This window comes from Streptomyces varsoviensis, from assembly GCF_000718635.1.
Lineage (GTDB): Bacteria > Actinomycetota > Actinomycetes > Streptomycetales > Streptomycetaceae > Streptomyces > Streptomyces varsoviensis.
Genome location: NZ_JOBF01000044.1, coordinates 12,971 through 30,754, shown reverse-complemented (window position 1 = coordinate 30,754; position 17,784 = coordinate 12,971). Strand labels below are relative to the sequence as shown.

Annotated in this window: 14 protein-coding genes, 1 tRNA gene, 1 other RNA gene and 1 pseudogene; 5 read left to right on the top strand and 12 right to left on the bottom strand. The window is 71.1% G+C overall.

Annotated elements, in window-relative coordinates; translation table 11 throughout:
* Positions 1-129: 129 nt before the first annotated feature.
* From IF55_RS34955 to IF55_RS34945, 3 genes are read left to right on the top strand one after another with little or no spacing between them, the layout of a single operon-like run.
* Complete coding sequence (locus IF55_RS34955; protein WP_030892445.1) at positions 130-591, top strand: hypothetical protein; 462 nt, start codon at positions 130-132, stop codon at positions 589-591.
* Positions 592-620: 29 nt separating this feature from the next.
* Positions 621-2,687: a globin family protein gene (locus tag IF55_RS34950; protein ID WP_030892443.1), complete on the top strand. Its 2,067-nt coding sequence runs from the start codon at positions 621-623 to the stop codon at positions 2,685-2,687.
* Complete coding sequence (locus IF55_RS34945; protein ID WP_030892440.1) at positions 2,684-3,226, top strand: hypothetical protein; 543 nt, start codon at positions 2,684-2,686, stop codon at positions 3,224-3,226. Before IF55_RS34950 ends, IF55_RS34945 begins: the two co-directional genes overlap by 4 nt.
* Positions 3,227-3,233: 7 nt before the next feature.
* Here IF55_RS34945 and IF55_RS34940 read toward each other — a convergent pair whose 3' ends face one another.
* Together IF55_RS34940 and IF55_RS34935 are read right to left on the bottom strand one after the other, a co-directional pair.
* Positions 3,234-3,734 (bottom strand): pyridoxamine 5'-phosphate oxidase family protein, encoded by a 501-nt coding sequence (locus IF55_RS34940; protein WP_030892437.1) that lies wholly within the window; start codon positions 3,732-3,734, stop codon positions 3,234-3,236.
* A 59-nt stretch (positions 3,735-3,793) separates the two neighbouring features.
* Positions 3,794-4,630 (bottom strand): class I SAM-dependent methyltransferase, encoded by an 837-nt coding sequence (locus IF55_RS34935; RefSeq protein ID WP_030892434.1) that lies wholly within the window; start codon positions 4,628-4,630, stop codon positions 3,794-3,796.
* 109 nt (positions 4,631-4,739) lie between these two features.
* Between IF55_RS34935 and IF55_RS34930 the strand changes: the two genes are divergently transcribed.
* Complete coding sequence (locus IF55_RS34930; protein WP_078645774.1) at positions 4,740-6,656, top strand: S9 family peptidase; 1,917 nt, start codon at positions 4,740-4,742, stop codon at positions 6,654-6,656.
* Here the strand turns inward: IF55_RS34930 and IF55_RS41070 are convergent.
* The 10 genes and pseudogenes from IF55_RS41070 to ffs form a co-directional block, all read right to left on the bottom strand.
* A pseudogene (locus tag IF55_RS41070) lies at positions 6,643-7,422 on the bottom strand (SURF1 family protein); the annotation flags it as partial. The gene IF55_RS34930 and the pseudogene IF55_RS41070 sit on opposite strands and share 14 nt — an antisense overlap.
* A gap of 128 nt (positions 7,423-7,550) precedes the next feature.
* Complete coding sequence (locus tag IF55_RS39615; protein WP_157854597.1) at positions 7,551-8,696, bottom strand: hypothetical protein; 1,146 nt, start codon at positions 8,694-8,696, stop codon at positions 7,551-7,553.
* On the bottom strand, positions 8,693-9,349 hold the full coding sequence (locus IF55_RS34920) for a SigE family RNA polymerase sigma factor (RefSeq protein ID WP_211270086.1): 657 nt from the start codon (positions 9,347-9,349) through the stop codon (positions 8,693-8,695). Before IF55_RS34920 ends, IF55_RS39615 begins: the two co-directional genes overlap by 4 nt.
* Positions 9,350-9,612: 263 nt before the next feature.
* Positions 9,613-10,683 (bottom strand): aspartate-semialdehyde dehydrogenase, encoded by a 1,071-nt coding sequence (locus tag IF55_RS34915; RefSeq protein WP_030892422.1) that lies wholly within the window; start codon positions 10,681-10,683, stop codon positions 9,613-9,615.
* Positions 10,680-11,951: an aspartate kinase gene (locus IF55_RS34910; RefSeq protein WP_030892417.1), complete on the bottom strand. Its 1,272-nt coding sequence runs from the start codon at positions 11,949-11,951 to the stop codon at positions 10,680-10,682. Before IF55_RS34910 ends, IF55_RS34915 begins: the two co-directional genes overlap by 4 nt.
* 456 nt (positions 11,952-12,407) lie before the next feature.
* Positions 12,408-13,064, bottom strand: a complete 657-nt coding sequence (locus IF55_RS34905; RefSeq protein WP_030892415.1) for a DUF5063 domain-containing protein — start codon at positions 13,062-13,064, stop codon at positions 12,408-12,410.
* Positions 13,065-13,171: 107 nt separating this feature from the next.
* Positions 13,172-13,771 carry a recombination mediator RecR gene (gene recR / locus IF55_RS34900; RefSeq protein WP_030892412.1) on the bottom strand — a complete coding sequence of 200 codons (600 nt, stop codon included), beginning with the start codon at positions 13,769-13,771 and terminating at the stop codon, positions 13,172-13,174.
* 106 nt (positions 13,772-13,877) lie between these two features.
* Positions 13,878-14,213 carry a YbaB/EbfC family nucleoid-associated protein gene (locus IF55_RS34895; protein WP_063764091.1) on the bottom strand — a complete coding sequence of 112 codons (336 nt, stop codon included), beginning with the start codon at positions 14,211-14,213 and terminating at the stop codon, positions 13,878-13,880.
* Between the two features lie 263 nt (positions 14,214-14,476).
* Entirely contained in the window at positions 14,477-16,915 is a 2,439-nt protein-coding gene (locus IF55_RS34890) for a DNA polymerase III subunit gamma and tau (RefSeq protein WP_037967365.1), read from the bottom strand.
* A gap of 76 nt (positions 16,916-16,991) precedes the next feature.
* An RNA gene (gene ffs / locus IF55_RS36570) (signal recognition particle sRNA small type) lies at positions 16,992-17,088 on the bottom strand.
* A 97-nt stretch (positions 17,089-17,185) separates the two neighbouring features.
* Here ffs and IF55_RS34885 point away from each other — a divergent pair.
* Positions 17,186-17,270: transfer RNA gene (locus tag IF55_RS34885), tRNA-Ser, on the top strand.
* Positions 17,271-17,784 lie beyond the last annotated feature (514 nt).

The following is a 17,784-nucleotide window of genomic DNA, read 5'->3' as shown; positions in this document are numbered from 1 at the left end:
CCTCCCCCCCACCCCCCACCCCGCCCGCGTCAGGATTCAGCAACCATTTCCGCGATCCATGGCATCGCCAAAACGCCCTGGGTAGCGTGAACCCCGCCGAAGATCATCAGTTCCAACCGGGGGGCATCCATGCCATTCGACACGGAGTGGGCCGAGGCCAAGGCGCAGGCGGCGCGCGACAGTTCCACAGCCCGTACGAGACTCGACGGAGCGACGTCAGGCGGAGGCGGTGGCGGGGGTGGCGGCCAGGACCTGGTCGTCGTGCAGGACGACCTCGGCGCGGTCGGTCACTCCGCGTACCGCCTGCACGGCGGCCTGAAGGCCGCCGGCGGTCACGCGAAGGCCGCGAGCGAGGGCGCGGGGACCGAGCTGAGCGGGAGCAACTTCACAGCCGGCGCGGCCCTGACCAAGCTCTCGTCCACCTGGGACACGCAGGTCAAGACGTTGCTGGAGGCGTGCGCGCACATCTCCAACCACCTGGACTACTCCTCCACGGCATACGGCGCGGAGGACCAGAAGATCGCTACGACCATGCGGGACGCGGGGAAGAAGGCGATGACGCCGTCCCGTATCGCCGAGTACTACGGCTGAGTCGTCGGAGACGAGGGGAGGGGGCCGGGATGGCGCTGAAGTTCGAGGACGTTCTGCACGCCCGTCTGGGGAAGCTGAACGACGCGGTGGGCGACTGGTCCGCCATGATCACCAAGTTGGACCAGCTCGCCGACGAGGCGAGCAACGGCATGAAGGCACAGTCGGACAAGGCCCGCTGGCAGGGCGAGAACGCCTCCGTCACCAGGCCGTTCGTCGACAAGACCAGCAAGGAGTTCCGGGACGCCGTCACCCAGGCGACGAGCATCCGCAACATCCTCCGGGACGGGCACACCGCGTTCCAGAACGCCAAGGACGACCTGCGGCACATCGTCGACCACCCGCCGAAAGGCGTCACCATCTGGCCCGACGGCGTCGTCGCCCGCTCCGTCCACCCGGACCGGCGCGGAAAGGGGAACACCGACCCCGGACCGACCATGGAGACCATGGACTCCGTCCGCGATCAGATCACCCGCTGCCTGAACAAGGCGACCGAGGCCGACGAGACGGTGGCCCGGGCCCTGCACGCCATCGTCGCGAAGCACCCGTACGACTTCGGCAGCGACAGCTACGCCTCCCTCGCGGACTTCAAGAAGCAGGACCGCGAACGGTCGCTCAAGGACGCCGAAACCGCCGTGCAACTGGCCTCCAAAGGCCCCAAGATGTCGGATGCCGAGCTGGCCCGTTTCAACGAACTCCTCGCCGACAACAAGGACAACCCCGTCTTCTCCGAGCGCTTCGCCACCCGGCTCGGCGCCGAGGGCACGCTCGACTTCTACGCGGGCCTCACCGACCCCCGCCAGTCCCCCCGCCCGAGCGACGCCCGCATCAAGGAACTGGGCGAGACGCAGAAGAACCTCGGCCTCGTGCTGGCCCAGGCCACGCACAGCGACAGCCCGCAGATGCGGCAGTGGAAGCAGGACATCATCCACCTCGGCCCCGAGGTGCTGGACCTGCCCAACCACCAGAAGGCGTACGGCTTCCAGGTCATGAGCAACCTGATGCGCACCGGCGTCTACGAGAAGAACTTCCTCAACGACTACGGAAACGCCCTCGTCAAGACCGACAAGGACATGAAGCTCCCCCGGAACTTCTGGAACGGCCCCCTGGTCCAGAACAACCACCTCAACTTCGGCGCCGACAACGATTTCGGCCGCGACCCGATGACGGGCTTCCTCAAGGCCCTCAGCCACAACCCCGCGGCGTCCACGACGTTCTTCAACTCCACCGAGCCCCAGGACAACGCCGCCTACCTCCTCAAGGACCGGCTCTACTTCCCCGACGGCATGAAGGACGACGGCCCCCTGGCCGCCCGCGACGCCGCCGGCGCGGCTCTCTTCTCCGCCGCCACGGGAATGAACCCCGACGACACGAAGGCGCCGTTCGTGGAGCACACGGTCGAACACCAGCAGGTACTGGACCGCTCGCTGCGCTACCTGTCGGAAACGGGTGACGACTTCCCGCCGGAGATACGCGACGACATGGCGAAGGTCCTCGCCAACCACGGCGACACGGTGCATCGTGCGGCGAGCAGCCTCGACGCCGAGTCGACCCCATTGGACCGTAAACAGCTCCTGGAAGTAATGAAGCAGGTTTCCCGCGATCAGGGTGCGTACGGCATCCTCAACGAGGGGCTCAACCGGGAAATGGTCCACCAGATTCACGACGGCCACCCCAGCGACCCCCGGGAGACGCTGCTACGCGCCGGCCACACGACCGGCTTCCTGGAAGAGGCCCGCTATCTGGCGCTCAAGACGGACAAGGAAGACCCGTCCTGGGATGCGAAATGGGGCTACCACCTCTTCGGCGGTGCCGCGAACTTCATCCCCGTTGTCGGCGACGCGACCCAGCGAGGCATCGACGCGGTCGCCTACAAATGGCAGTTGGAGGAACAGAAACGCATCGACCAGCACCTCAGTGACAACAACAACCAGACATTCAGCGTCCGCGAGGATCAGTTGAAGGCTCTGCAAGAAGAATGGGTCAAGGCCAACCCGCACCACCCGAACGCGAACAACACCTACGTCCTGGAGCATGACATCGGCGGTGCCGCGTACGACGGGAACAACCGCGCCAAGGGTCTGGCGGGTGCGCAGTGATCGGCGAGCGGGTGCGTACGTCGGCCACCTGGCTGGCGGTCTCCGTCGCGCTGCTCGCCGGAGCGGTCGCTTGCGGGGATTCCCAGAACTACGCCGTCCCGGACACTGTGTGCGGCAGGAAGGTCGACGCCGAGCTTCTCGGCGAGCTGCTGCCGTCGGGAAAGACGCTGAAGTCGGACGGCAAGAGCCTCGGGGCGGACGAAGCGGTTTGTGAGCTGTCGGTGGACGGATCACCGGCGTTGCGCATCGACGAAATCCGGCAGAAGGCCGCCGTGGACGCCGCAGCCTTCGCCAAGAGCCATCCCGGCAGGTTCGCGAACGCCGAAAAGGCACCATTCGGCGACGACAGCGTAACCGCGGACACCACCGTTCTCTCCGTCAACGCCTGCCCGCGCCAAGGAAAGAAGCTCTTCTACATTCTCGACATCTCCCTGGAGCACACCAAGCCCGGCCAGGGCCCCTCCTTCCGAACCAAACTCGCGCGCTTCGCGGAGTCCTACCTCCCCGCTGGTGCGAAAGCGATGGGCTGCGGCAAATGAAGCGCGGTCAGTGCGCGGCGGCTGCCGGGTTGGCGAAGGTGATCATTTTGTCCGCGTCGATGCGGGCCCACGGGATGTCGTGCATCCATTTGTCCCAGGTTTCCTGCCCGTACAGCTCGATCAGCAGGGATTCGAGGGCCGGGTCCTCGACGGGGGACACCGGTATCGCCTTGCCGTGAACCGTGATCTGTAGGCGGTCCCCGTCGAAGACGGTGGCGCTGACGGAGGGGCGGGCCCGGATGTGGCGGAAGCGGTGGGAGTTCGGGGCCGTGCCGAAGAGGAAGCGGCCCCGGTAGAAGATGGCGTCGACGGGGGCCACGCGCGGCTCGCCGCGCGCGGTGACCGTGGCGAGGGCCATGGTCGAGATCCCGCGCAGCCGGTCGACGACGCCCGCGGCGTCCAGTCGCCGCTCTTCGGTGATGACGGAGCGGAGGTATTGGCCGGACGCCGCGAAACTGTCGTCCAAGAGCCGTTGGAGAGCGGTCAGTTCCTCAGGGGTCTCGTACATGGCCCCAGTATGGGGCGTGCCACTGACAACCGCCGCGCCCCTCACGCCCCCGGCACCCGTCACGCCTCCGGCGGCCGCGACGCCCGCAGCGAGTACATAAGAGGCACACGCGGCCGGTCCGCCGGGAGGCGGAAGTAACCGTCCCTGCGCTCCAGCGAGCCGAAGCGCTGGAAGAGCGTGATGTCGTGCTCGTGCAGGAAGTCGACGCGCAGCCCGGCCGCCGCCAGGGCGGAGACGACGTCGCCGAGCGTGTGCTGCCATTCGACGCTGCGGTTGCTGACCGTGGCGGCGTCGAGGTCCGCGTACGTGCCGGGGGACTCGTCCACCCACGGTTGGCGGCTGAAGTAGTCGTAGGCGATCCGCCCGCCGGTCTCGTCGTCGAGCGCGTCCGTCATCGGGTGGAACTCGGCGAGGTAGAGGAAGCCGCCGGGGGCGACGAGGGAGGCGGCGGTCTCGGCCCAGCGGACGATGTCGGGCAGCCAGCACAGGGCGCCCACGCCCGTGTAGACGATGTCGTACGCGGAGTCCGGCACGGCCTCGGCGGCGTCGTACACGTCGGCCGCGACGAACGAGGCGCGGTCCGGGCCGAGGCCGAGGCTCGCGGCGAGGTCGCGGGCGGCCTCGACGGCGGGCTCGGAGAAGTCCAGGCCCACGACCTGGCGTGCGCCCCGCAAGGCCCACGAGAGGGTGTCGAGCCCTATGTGGCACTGGAGGTGCAGGAGGGTGCGGCCGGTCACGTCGCCGACCTCCTCGACCTCGAATCCGCGCAGGGAGTCCGGCTCGCGGCGGAAGGAGTCGAGGTCGTAGTAGTCGCTGCCGATGTGGATGGGGACGCGCTCGTCCCACATCGCGCGGTTCGCCTCGCGCCAGTCCTCGGGGGCCATGGGTTTGTGCATGCCGGTGAGGTTATCCACAGGCTTGGGACCTCGCCAGCGGGTTGTCACCGCCCCGGCGCAGAATGGGGGCATGACACAGAGCAACGGATCAGCCGCGACGCCGTCGTCCATGCCGGACTGGGAAAAGCGTTTCAGAGCACCGCGCGTCGGCCTGCCGGACTGGGCCGAGGACGCCCCGGACCGCTCGCTGTTCGTGTCGAACGCGACGGGCACGTTCGAGCTGTACGCGTGGGACCGGGCCACGGGCGCCCAGCGCCAGGCGACGGACCGGCCGAACGGCACCACGGACGGGGTGCTGTCGCCCGACGGCGAGTGGATCTGGTGGTTCTCGGACACCGACGGCGACGAGTTCGGCGTCTGGATGCGCCAGCCCTTCTTCGGCTGGGAGGACGGCCGGCGCGAGGACGAGCCGGCGACGCCGGGGCTCGCCCCCTCCTACTCGGGCGGCCTGGCCCTCGGCCGGGACGGCACGGCGGTCGTCGGCCGCTCCACGGACGAGGACGGCTCCTCCATCCACGTCGTGCGGCCCGGCGCCGAGCCGGTGGAGATCTACCGGCACCGCGAGTCCGCCGGCGTCGGCGACCTGAGCCATGACGGCACGCTGATCGCCATAGAGCACACCGAGCACGGCGACGCGATGCACTCGGCGATCCGCGTCACGCGCCTCGACGGCACGGTCGTCTCCGAGCTGGACGACACGAAGAGCGGCACCGAGGAGCTGGGCCTGACCGTCATGGGGTTCGCGCCCCGCGCGGGCGACAGCCGGATGCTGGTCGGCCACCAGCGCCGCGGCCGCTGGGAGCCGATGATCTGGGACGCGGTGACGGGCGAGGAGACCGCCCTGTCCATCGACCTGCCCGGCGACATCAGCGCGGAGTGGTATCCGGAGCCCCAGGGCGGTGCGACGGAGGGAGGCGGCGGCGCCCTGCTGATTTCCCACAGCTTCCAGGCCCGCAGCGAGCTGTGGCGGTACGAGCTGTCCACCGGCGAGCTCATCCGCGTCGAGATCCCCTCCGGCACGGTCTCCGGCGCCACCGCCCGCCCGGACGGCACGGTGGAGTTCCTGTGGTCCTCGGCCGCGCAGCCCCCGGTCGTACGGTCCACGAGCGGCCGCGTCGTCCTCGACCCCCCGGCCCTGCCCGACGGGCTCAGCAAGGCCCCGGAGTCGGTGCCGGTCACCGACGCGTGGGTGGAGGGCCCGGGCGGCAAGGTGCACGCGCTGGTGCAGCGGCCGGCCGGCGAGGGCCCGTTCCCCACGGTCTTCGACATCCACGGCGGCCCGACCTGGCACGACAGCGACGCGTTCGCCTCGGGCCCCGCCGCCTGGGTCGACCACGGCTTCGCGGTGATCCGGGTCAATTACCGCGGCTCGACCGGCTACGGCCGGGAGTGGACGGACGCGCTCAAGCACCGCGTCGGCCTGATCGAGCTGGAGGACATCGCGGCGGTCCGCGAGTGGGCGGTGGACTCCGGGCTCGCCGACCCCGAGCGGCTGGTGCTGGCGGGCGGCTCGTGGGGCGGCTATCTGACGCTCCTCGGGCTCGGCACCCAGCCCGACGCGTGGGCGGTGGGCCTCGCCGCGGTCCCCGTCGCCGACTACGTGACGGCGTACCACGACGAGATGGAGGCCCTGAAGTCGATGGACCGCACGCTGCTGGGCGGCTCCCCCGAGGAGGTGCCCGAGCGGTACGCGGCGTCCTCCCCGCTGACCTACGCGGACGCCGTACGGGCCCCGGTCTACATCTCCGCGGGGGTCAACGACCCGCGCTGCCCCATCCGCCAGGTGGAGAACTACGTGCGGCGCCTGGAGCGGCGCGGCCACCCGCACGAGGTGTACCGCTATGACGCGGGGCACGGCTCGCTGGTGGTCGAGGAGCGGATCAAGCAACTCCGGCTGGAGATCGAGTTCGCTCAGCGCCACCTGAGCCTGAGCCGTCCGGCCCCGCAGGACCGCCCGGCCCGGAGCCTCCCGGCCCAGGACCGCCCGGCCCAGGACCCGGGCCCGGCCCCGGCTCCTCGGGGGTGATGCCGAGCGCGAGATCCCGCTCCGCCTCGACCTCACGGCGCAGCAGCCGGAACCACATGAAGACGACGAAGCCCGCGAAGACGAACCACTCACCGGTGTAACCGAGGTTCTGGAACGCCTTGAGGTCGAGGCCGCTGTTGGGAGGGGCTGCGGCCGGGACCGGCGTCAGGCCGGCGCCGCCCTTGTCCGTGGTGATCCAGGCGTCGTACACCCCGTACGGCAGGATGTTGACCAGCGATGCCGCGCTGATCATCCCGAGCTGGCCCTTGGGCAGGCCGGTCTCGCTGTGCACGCCGCGGGTGCTGGGGCCCTCGGAGGACTGGAGCGCCCCGGTGACGGTGACCTCGCCGGCCGGCGGAGCGGGGACCTTGGCCACGTCGGCCTTGGAGTCCGCGTCGCCGGGCAGCCAGCCCCGTACGACGGGCAGCGCCTTGCCGCCCTCGGTCCGCAGCGGGGTGAGCACGTAGAAACCGGTGCGTTCGTCCAGCTCCCGGTCGGGTACGAGCAGTTGGTGCGCGGCGTCGTACCGCCCGGTGGCGCTGGCCTGCCGCCCGGAGGTCTCGGTGGTGACGGGCAGCAGGGCGGCCAGCGGCTCGGCCTTCGCGACCTTGGCGTCGTCGGCCTGTACCTGCTGCTCACGGTGGGTGTCGACGCGCGACTCGAAGCGGCCGAGCTGCCAGCTCCCCATGAACAGGCAGAAGGGAATGGCCAGTACGGCGAAGAGGTTGATCCCCCACCAGCGGGGAGTCAGCAGGAACCGATACACACCACCACGGTACGGGCCCCCCGCGATGGGGCCGCCGCCACCCCCGCGGTACGGGCGCTTCGCACCCTCCGGCACGGCCCCGCCGCGGACTCCGGCACGGCCCCTGCGCGGACTCCGGCAGCGGCGCCCTACGAGTCCGCGCCCAGCGCCCCCGTGCGGTAGATCGTCCCCGCGCAGGCGCCGGGGATGGTGGCGCTGGCCGCCGCGGGCTCGCCGACCTCCGGTACGTGGGTGAGCTGGACGCTGCCCGTGGGCTGCGGGGTGCCGGGGTCCTCGCCGGTGGGCTTGGACCCGCCGATGCCGAGCACCTCGGTGGCCGCGGTATCCGCCGCCTTGGACGACGTACCGGCGCTGGTGCTGGTGCCCGGGGAGGGCGAGCCGCCGCCGCTGTCGCCGGGGCTCGGGGTGCCGCCACCGCCGGTCGAGCAGCCCCCGGCGCCGCCCGCGGCGGGAATCCAGGCGAACTGGACCGAGTACGCCTGGCCGGGCTTGAGGATCACCTCGCGGGGCGCGGTGGCGGGGTCGGGGAGGCCGGTGGCCGCGTCGCCCGTGGTGTGGTCGACGACGGAGATGCGCGAGCTCTGCGTGGTGCCCTGGGCGGTGGCCGAGACGGTGCCGCCGCCCTCGACCGTGCAGGCCTCGTCGGAGGTGTTCACGACGCGGAAGCTGCCGTAGATCCGGCCGTCCTTGTCGGGCTGGCCGACCTTCGCGGTGCCCTGGCCGAGCTGGTCGCGGTCGCAGCTCGGCGAGGTCGCCGCCATCGTGCTGGTGTTGTCCGGGTCCGGGGAGGAGGTGGTCCCGGACGGGCCGTCGGTGCGGTTCTCGCTCTTCTCGTGGCCCGGTGCCCCGCTGTCCTTGTGCTTCCCCCCGGACATGCTCTCGCGGCCCGCGCCGCCGCCGACGCCGCTGCCGCCGCCGGTGTGCTGCTCGGGCGCGCTCTGCTGGGCGCGCTGGCTGCTGGCGGTGTTGGTGGACCGGTCGTCGGCGACGCCGCCGGTCGTGGCGGCGTGGTAGAGCGCCGGTACGGCCGTACCGCCGAGGAGCACGGCGGCCGCGGCGCCGACGAGGGCCTGCCTGCGGCGCGACCGGCGGGCGGGCACGGCGCGCCGGATGTGCTCCAGCGCCTCGGGGTCGGGCTCCAGATCGCTGACGGCGCCGCGCAGCAGGGCGCGCAACGCCTCCTCGTCGAGGGATCCGTCAGGAGCTCCGGAGCCGTCGCTCCGGGGCCCTTGCGGACCCTGGGGATCCTCCGGGCCGTGGTTCTGATCTTTCATGCGGGGGCCTCCATGGCGACGCGGAGCGCCGCGATGCCCCGCGAGCCGTACGCCTTGACCGAGCCGAGCGATATGCCGAGCGTCTGGGCCACCTGCGCCTCGGTCATGTCGGCGAAGTAGCGGAGCACGAGCACCTCGCGCTGGCGGCGCTGCAGTCCGCGCATGGCCGTGATGAGCTGGTCGCGCTCCAGCAGGTCGTACGCGCCCTCCTCCGCGCTCGCCATGTCCGGCATCGGCTTCGAGAGCAGCTTGAGGCCGAGGATGCGCCGGCGCAGCGCGGAGCGGGAGAGGTTGACGACGGTCTGCCGCAGATAGGCGAGGGTCTTCTCGGGGTCGCGCACCCGGTTGCGCGCGGAGTGCACGCGGATGAACGCCTCCTGCACGACGTCCTCGCACGACGCGGTGTCGTCCAGGAGCAGGGCGGCCAGACCGAGCAGCGACCGGTAGTGGGCGCGGTAGGTCTCGGTGAGATGGTCGACTGTGGTGCCCGCTGCCATCGCCTCGTCAGTGTCCCCGCGTTGGGGCGGGAGCTGAGCAGGGCGGGCGGCAGGCCATGGCGCGATCACCGGCATACCGCCTGACGTGCCGGAACGCGGGCGCGCTGAAGCGCTGCCGCGTCCCGGGGCGGTTGCGATGCTGATGACGTCTGCCACGCAAGTTGGACACGCTTACCCCCCTCAGGGTTGTACGCGTAAGGCACCGCTTTTGACGATGAGTTAAATGCCCTAATGCGCACCAGTTTTCCCCAATGCCCCATTTTTTCGAGCCGCTCATCGGGAGCGGCCACAAAGACGCTCCCCGCCCTGCTGCCGGTTGCAGAGCGGGGAGCGTTTAGTCGAACAGTTCGCTTCGGCCCACTTCAAGTGGCATGTGACCACAAGTTCATCACAGGGCCTTCACAGATCCCCTCGCATTATTACGAACTGGTCAGCTCGGCCGCCACGACTTCCGCGATCTGAGCGGTATTGAGCGCGGCCCCCTTGCGCAGGTTGTCGCCGCACACGAAGAGCTCCAGCGCCCTCGCGTCGTCCATCGACCGCCGTACGCGCCCCACCCAGGTCGGGTCCGTGCCCACCGCGTCGGCCGGGGTGGGGAACTCGCCCTCGGCCGGGTTGTCGCACAGCACCACGCCCGGCGCGCTCCGCAGGATGTCGTGCGCCCGCCCGACCGTCACCTCCTTCTCGAACCGCGCGTGCACGGTCAGCGAGTGCGTGGTGATCACCGGGACCCGTACGCAGGTGGCGGTGACCGGCAGCTCCGGCAGCCCGAGGATCTTGCGGGACTCGTTCCGGACCTTCAGCTCCTCGGAGGTCCAGCCGTCCTCGCGCAGCGACCCCGCGAACGGCACCACGTTGAGCGCCATCGGGGCCGGGAAGGGCCCGGTGTCGCCCACCGCGCGCCGTACGTCCCCGGGCGCCGTGCCCAGCTCCGTACCGGCCACGGCCGCGAGCTGGGAGCGGAGCGTGTCGACGCCCTCCTTGCCCGCGCCGGAGACGGCCTGGTAGGAGGAGACGATCAGTTCGCTCAGCCCGAACTCGGCGTGCAGCGCGCCGATCGCGACGATCATCGAGAGCGTCGTGCAGTTCGGGTTGGCGATGATGCCGCGCGGCCGGACCCGCACGGCGTGCGGATTGACCTCGGGCACGACCAGCGGCACATCCGCGTCCATCCGGAAGGCGCCCGAGTTGTCCACCACGACCACGCCCTTGGCGGCGGCGATCGGGGCCCACCGCGCGGACACCTCGTCCGGCACGTCGAACATCGCGACGTCGATGCCGTCGAAGGCCTCCTCCTCCAGCGCGACGACCTCGGTCTCCTCGCCCCGGACGATCAGCTTCCGCCCGGCCGAGCGGGCGGACGCGACGAGCCGGATCTCGCCCCACACGTCCGCCCGCTCGGACAGGATGCCGAGCATGACCGTGCCGACGGCGCCGGTGGCGCCCACGACGGCCAGGTTCGGCTTGCGGCCCGAGGGCCCGGTGCTCATCGGCCGGTGCCCCCGTAGACCACTGCCTCGTCGGACTCGGAGTCCAGGCCGAACGCGCTGTGCACGGCCCGTACGGCCTCGTTCACATCGTCGGCGCGGGTGACCACCGAGATGCGGATCTCGGATGTCGAGATCAGCTCGATGTTCACGCCGGCGTTCGACAGCGCCTCGAAGAACGTCGCGGTGACGCCCGGATTGGTCTTCATCCCCGCGCCGACCAGCGAGATCTTGGCGATCTGGTCGTCGTAGCGCAGCGAGTCGAAGCCGACGGACGGACGGGTCCGCTCCAGCGCCTCCATCGCCCGGCGGCCCTCGGTCTTCGGCAGGGTGAAGGAGATGTCGGTCAGCCCCGTGGACGCCGCGGAGACGTTCTGCACGACCATGTCGATGTTGATCTGGGCATCCGCGATAGCGCGGAAGATCGTCGCGGCCTCGCCCGGCTTGTCCGGCACCCCGACGACCGTGACCTTCGCCTCGGACGTGTCATGCGCGACACCCGAGATGATCGCCTGCTCCATCGCCTGGTCCCCTTGCGGTTCGTTGCTGACCCACGTGCCCCGCAGCCCCGAGAAGGACGAGCGGACGTGGATCGGAATGTTGTAACGGCGTGCGTACTCGACACAGCGGTGCAGCAGCACCTTGGAGCCGGAGCTCGCCAGCTCCAGCATGTCCTCGAACGAGATCCAGTCGATCTTCCGGGCCTTCTTCACGACCCGCGGGTCGGCGGTGAAGACGCCGTCGACGTCCGTGTAGATCTCGCAGACCTCGGCGTCGAGCGCGGCGGCCAACGCGACGGCGGTGGTGTCGGACCCGCCGCGGCCCAGGGTGGTGATGTCCTTCTTGTCCTGGGACACCCCCTGGAACCCGGCGACGATCGCGATGTTCCCCGCGTCGACGGACTGCTGGATGCGCCCCGGCGTGACATCGATGATGCGCGCCTTGTTGTGGACCGAATCGGTGATGACCCCGGCCTGGCTGCCCGTGAACGACTGCGCCTCGTGACCGAGGTTTTTGATCGCCATCGCCAGCAGCGCCATGGAGATCCGCTCCCCGGCGGTCAGCAGCATGTCGAACTCGCGCCCGGCCGGGATGGGGGAAACCTGCCCCGCCAGATCGATCAACTCGTCCGTCGTGTCGCCCATCGCGGAAACCACGACGACCACCTGGTGGCCGTTCTTCTTGGCTTCCACGATTCGCTTGGCGACCCGCTTGATGCCCTCGGCATCGGCTACGGAGGAGCCTCCGTACTTCTGCACGACAAGGCCCACGTGCGCTCCTCGCTCTGTGTCTCCTGGGGGTGACCCCCAGACCCCCGCCAGGGGGGTGATGCGGTCGGCTCAGTCTATCGAGCAGGCGGAATCCGCCCCGCCGATATCACACTATGAGACAAACCGCTCACTGGATGATCATGACCGGCGTGGCTCCTCATCGAACCCGCTCCGCTACGGACCCTTCCCGCATCCGCCACGAGCACACGAGAACGTAACCCAGGTCACAAGTTCACATCCGACACGAAAGGCGAACGGGCGTTTCGACAGCGGATTCAACGGCGGTTTCGTCTGGGCCTTCAATGCCGGTTTCAACGGCGGTTTCAATGGCGGATTCAACGGCGGTTTCAACAGGGGGCCAGATGGCAGAGGCCGGGACCCCGCGATCAGGGGCCCCGGCCTCAATGTCGGAAGCGGGCCGCAGGGCGGTCGGCCGGCCGCAGGCCGATCGTCGACTCAGACGGAACGCAGCCCCAGCGGGCCCGCGATCTCGGCCTCCATCACCTTCCCGGCCTCCTCCGCCAACTGCTCCTCGCCCGCCGAGGCGTCCGTGTCGAGGCCGTCGAGCTCGTCGAGCGGGGAGTCCAGGCGTACGTGCGCCACGAGCGACTGCAGCGCGCGCAGCGCGGCGCTGGCGGTCGGGCCCCAGTTGGAGAGGTAGGAGAACTGCCACCACCACAGGGCCTCGCTGACCCGCCCGTCGCGGTAGTGCGCGAGGCCGTGCCGCAGGTCGGTGACGATGTCGGCGAGGTCGTCGGAGATCCGGCACGCGACGGGCGCGGTGCGCGGCACGTACGGGTCGAAGACCTCCGAGTAGACGTCTATCGGGTCCAGCAGGGCGGCGAACCGCTCGCGCAGCTCGTCCACGTCCGGCTCGGGACCGACGTCCGGCTCGTACCGCTCGTCCGGCACGAAGTCCTCGTGCGCTCCGAGCCGGCCCCCGGTCAGCAGCAGTTGCGAGACCTCCAGCAGCAGGAAGGGAACCGCGCTGTCGGGCTCGTCGCCCTTGGCCACCTCGGTGACCGCGACGATGAAGCTCTCGATCGAGTCGGCGATCTGGACGGAGAACTCGTCGGGATCGCGGGTGGCGTCGTGCAGCGTTGCGTCAGACATCGAGAAGTCGACTCCCTTCGAAGGCACGCTCCGGCATGACCTCGTAGGTGGCGGATCGGTGTTCGTCTGCATCGGCCCCCGCCCGACGCCTATACCCGGTCGTGGTGTCAGACATCCAGCAGCCGCCTTCCCTCGAAGGCGCGGCCGAGGGTGACCTCGTCGGCGTACTCCAGGTCACCGCCGACCGGCAGCCCGCTGGCGAGCCGGGTGACCTTCAGCCCCATGGGCTTGATCATGCGGGCGAGGTAGGTGGCGGTGGCCTCGCCCTCCAGGTTGGGGTCCGTGGCGAGGATCAGCTCGCCCACCACGCCGTCCGCGAGGCGGGCGAGCAGCTCCCGGATGCGCAGGTCGTCCGGGCCCACGCCCTCGATGGGGGAGATGGCCCCGCCGAGCACGTGGTACCGGCCGCGGAACTCACGCGTCCGCTCGATGGCGACGACGTCCTTCGGCTCCTCGACGACGCAGATGACCGACAGGTCGCGGCGCGGGTCCAGGCAGACCCGGCACTGCTCCTCCTGCGCGACATTGCCGCAGACGCCGCAGAACCGGACCTTCGCCTTCACCTCGGTCAGCGCGTGCGCGAGCCGGCGGACGTCCGCGGGCTCCGACTGGAGGATGTGGAAGGCGATCCGCTGCGCGCTCTTGGGACCGACGCCGGGCAGCCTGCCCAATTCGTCGATGAGGTCCTGGACCACGCCTTCGTACACGGGACGCCTTCTCCTTGTCCGGTTGTCCGGTCCTGCGGCCGGTTGGTACGCGGGTAATGCTCTCGGTCTGAGAGGTCTGGAAGGGAGCTGGGAAGGTCTAGAGGGTCTAGAAGGGGAGACCCGGCATGCCGCCGAGGCCCTGGGCCAGCGGGCCGAGCTTCTCCTGCTGGAGCTGCTGCGCGGCGGCGTTGGCATCGCGCACGGCGGCCAGCACCAGGTCGGCGAGGGTCTCGGTGTCCTCGGGGTCCACGGCCTTGGGGTCGATGACCAGGGCCTGGAGCTCGCCCGAGCCGGTCACCGTGGCCTTGACGAGGCCGCCGCCCGACGTGCCCTCCACGGGCGTCTTGGCCAGGTCCTCCTGGGCCGTCGCGAGATCCTGCTGCATCTTCTGGGCCTGCTGGAGGAGCTGCTGCATGTTGGGCTGGCCACCACCGGGGATCACGGGTTGCTCCTGGTTGTCGACAACGACGGTTCAGTAGCCCGAGCCTACGTGGTCCCGGAGCGACGCGCCCTCCCCCTGTGGACAGGAACGCGGGTACGGCCGGGAAGCACCAGGTGACGGGGTGGTGAAGCGATCACGCCCCCGCCACAGGAACCCGCCGGAGCAGCCGGTACGTACGCCCGTACGGCCGTCCGTACACCCGTATGCCCGTACGGCCGCGGGACCCGCTCCCGTCCCTGGCCCCCGATGCCCCGCCCCCGGGGTCATTCGTTGGGAATCTCCTCGATCACCGTGGCGCCCAGCTCGCGGACGATCAGGTCGTGGCCGGTGAGGGCGGAGTCGACGAGGTCCGGGTCGTCCTCCTCCGGCATGTCGTCCTCCAGCGCGACGTGCGGCGGGGGCTCCGGCGCCGGAGCCTGCGCCTGATAGCCGCCGCCCGCGGGCTCGGGGGCGGCGGGGGCCGGTGACTGCGGCGTGGGAGCGGACGCGGCCGGGGGCGTGTGCGGGGCTTGGTGCGCCCCCTGGGCGCCGCCTCCGCCGCCCCCTCCGCCGCCGCTGTACGAGCCGCCGTACGGGCCGGGGGCCGGGGCGCCGTCGGGCGGGGCGGGCGCGGCCGGGCGCGGCGCGGCGGCGGGGGCGTGGCCGGGGTTGACGTAGCCGACGTTGCCGAAGGCGCTGCCGCCTCCGCCTCCCCCGCCGGACGGGTTCGCGCCGCCCGAGGGGTCGACGACCAGGTCGATCTTCCACTGCACGTTGAGGGCGTCGGCGAGGGCCTGCTTCAGCACCTCTTCGCTGCCGCCGCCGGCGAAGCTGTCGCGGGCCCCGGCGTTGGTGAAGCGGATCTGGAGGGTGGTGCCGTCGAACCCGGCGATTTGCGCGTTCTGGCTGAGCAGGATCCAGGTGAAGCGGCGGCGGTTCTTGACCGCTTCCAGGATCTCGGGCCACATCCGCTGGACCTGCGCCATGCCCTGCCCCTGCTGAGCCGGCTGGCCCTGCTGAGGCGCCGCTGCGGGGGCGGCCGACGCCGGGGCCCCCTGCCCGGGAACGCCCTGGCCGGGAGCGCCCTGACCGGGGGTGGCCGCCGAAGGCCAGCCGCCGGGACGACGGGCGGGAGCGGCCTGCGAACCGGCCTGCGGACCGGTCGTCGGCGTGGGGGCCGCCGCACCGGCGGTGGGCCAGGCGCCGGGCTGTGGGGCCGACTGGGCGGCGGGCGGCTCGGGGGCCGCCCCGCCGGCGGTGGGCCAGGCGCCGGGCTGGGCGGGCTGCGCGGGGGCGGGCTGCGCGGCCGGGGGCGGGGGCACCTGGTGCGGGGCCTGCTGCGGGGCGGGCGGGGCCGACGGCACGGCACCGGCCTCGGGGGCGGCCGCAGGGGCGGGCCCCCCGCCCGTAACGGCGGCACGAGCGGCGGCCGGCCCGGAAAGCCCCCCGGGCCCACCCGGCCCACCGGGCGCGCCGGGTCCGCTGGGGGCGTGCGCGTCCGGCCCCGGCACGTACCCCATGGGCGGCCCGGAACCGGCGCCGGTGCCCAGGAAGGCCCCGGCCATCGCGCCGCGCTCCAGCTTGTCCAGGCGGGCCTGGAAGGAGCGCTCGTCGTCGAAGGCGGCGGGGAGCAGCACGCGGGCGCAGATGAGTTCGAGCTGGAGCCGGGGCGACGTGGCACCGCGCATCTCGGTGAGGCCCGTGTTGACCAGGTCGGCGGCGCGGCTCAGCTCGGCGCCGCCGAAGACCGACGCCTGCGCCTGCATCCGCTCCACGACGTCGGCCGGGGCGTCTATGAGCCCCTTCTCGGCGGCGTCCGGGACGGCGGCGAGGATCACCAGGTCGCGCAGCCGCTCCAGGAGGTCCGCGACGAAGCGCCGCGGGTCGTTGCCGCCCTCGACGACCCGGTCGACGACCTCGAAGGCCGCGGCGCCGTCCCCGGAGGCGAAGGCCTCGACGACGGCGTCCAGAAGGCTGCCGTCGGTGTACCCGAGGAGGGCCGTGGCCATGGCATATGTCACACCGTCGGCGGCGGCGCCGGCCAGGAGCTGGTCCATGACGGACATCGAGTCACGCACGGACCCGGCCCCGGCCCGTACGACCAGCGGCAGCACCCCGTCCTCGACGGGGATCTCCTCGCGCCCGCAGACCTCGGCGAGGTAGTCGCGCAGGGTGCCCGGGGGGACGAGGCGGAAGGGGTAGTGGTGCGTACGCGACCGGATGGTGCCGATGACCTTCTCGGGCTCGGTGGTCGCGAAGATGAACTTGAGATGCTCGGGCGGCTCCTCGACCACCTTCAGTAGGGCGTTGAACCCCGCCGAGGTGACCATGTGCGCCTCGTCGATGATGTAGATCTTGTACCGGCTCGACGCGGGCCCGAAGAACGCCTTCTCCCGCAGCTCACGGGCGTCGTCCACGCCACCGTGCGAAGCGGCGTCGATCTCGATGACGTCGATGGAACCGCGCCCGTTGCGCGCCAGGTCCCGGCAGGACTGGCACTCGCCGCAGGGGTCGGGCGTGGGCCCCTGCTCGCAGTTCAGACAGCGCGCCAGGATGCGCGCGCTGGTCGTCTTGCCACAGCCGCGCGGCCCACTGAACAGATAGGCGTGGTTGACCCGGTTGTTGCGCAGCGCTTGCTGCAGGGGATCGGTGACATGCGACTGCCCGATGACCTCTGCGAAGGACTCGGGGCGGTAGCGGCGGTAGAGCGCGAGGGACGACACGCATACGACGATATCGGGCCCCACTGACAAGTGGCCTCGCTCACAAACCCGAGCCCCGCCGCCGGCCGCCCCCGAACGCAAGGACCCCCCACGCACCCGCCAGAGCCCACTTACCCTTGCTGCCTTCCGGCCCTGGGGGAGTTCGGTGAGATAGCGCCACGTGAGGGGCTGCCCTCACTCTAACCGATCCCAACCCCCACCCGGACCACCCCCAGCCCCCCTCCCGCCCATGTTCGCGAGCACCCTCTCCGGTCTTGTATTGTTTGCGGCGGAGGATTCGCCTAGTGGCCTAGGGCGCACGCTTGGAAAGCGTGTTGGGGGCAACCCCTCACGAGTTCGAATCTCGTATCCTCCGCACTGGCCCAGCAGGGCAGATGAAGGGCCCCACCGCATAGCGGCGGGGCCCTTCTCGTTGTCTCGCGGCTCAGTCTTCGTCTCGGCGGGAAGCTGGGGCGCCCTTTGGGTGTGCTCCGGTGTGCTCCGCGTCGCTCGCCGGCGCTCGGGCGGGCCCTCCCGTAGCGGGTGGGAGCGGTCGTCGTTTGGGGGTGGTCTGGTGATCGGGGTTGGTCGGGGCTGACTGAAGTTGGCTGTTCTGGACAGGGGGTTGGCCGGAAGTGGGAGCGCTGAGGGAGCGCTTTTCGGGGGGCTGTGGGATGGCGCATAGTCGGTTGGGTGATGGGGCGCGGTGGCAGTTCGGGCGAGGGGGCGTTGATCGCGTGGCTTGGGGGGCTTGGGGCCGCGCGGTTGGGGCGGGTGCTTGGTGAGCGGGCGGACAGTGCGGCGCCGCCGGAGCCGTGCTCCCTCGGGGAGGTGGCGAGTCGGTTGCAGCGGCCGGCGTCGGTGGGGCGGGTGTTGCCGCGGTTGACGCT

What these genes read in the sequence shown, in the direction of transcription:
- IF55_RS34955 (WP_030892445.1), top strand. Translation starts at nt 130, where the DNA reads ATGCCATTCGACACGGAGTGGGCCGAGGCCAAGGCGCAGGCGGCGCGC.
- IF55_RS34950 (WP_030892443.1), top strand. Translation starts at nt 621, where the DNA reads ATGGCGCTGAAGTTCGAGGACGTTCTGCACGCCCGTCTGGGGAAGCTG.
- IF55_RS34940 (WP_030892437.1), bottom strand. Translation starts at nt 3,734, where the DNA reads ATGTACGAGACCCCTGAGGAACTGACCGCTCTCCAACGGCTCTTGGAC.
- IF55_RS34935 (WP_030892434.1), bottom strand. Translation starts at nt 4,630, where the DNA reads ATGCACAAACCCATGGCCCCCGAGGACTGGCGCGAGGCGAACCGCGCG.
- IF55_RS34930 (WP_078645774.1), top strand. Translation starts at nt 4,740, where the DNA reads ATGCCGGACTGGGAAAAGCGTTTCAGAGCACCGCGCGTCGGCCTGCCG.
- IF55_RS39615 (WP_157854597.1), bottom strand. Translation starts at nt 8,696, where the DNA reads ATGAAAGATCAGAACCACGGCCCGGAGGATCCCCAGGGTCCGCAAGGG.
- IF55_RS34915 (WP_030892422.1), bottom strand. Translation starts at nt 10,683, where the DNA reads ATGAGCACCGGGCCCTCGGGCCGCAAGCCGAACCTGGCCGTCGTGGGC.
- IF55_RS34905 (WP_030892415.1), bottom strand. Translation starts at nt 13,064, where the DNA reads ATGTCTGACGCAACGCTGCACGACGCCACCCGCGATCCCGACGAGTTC.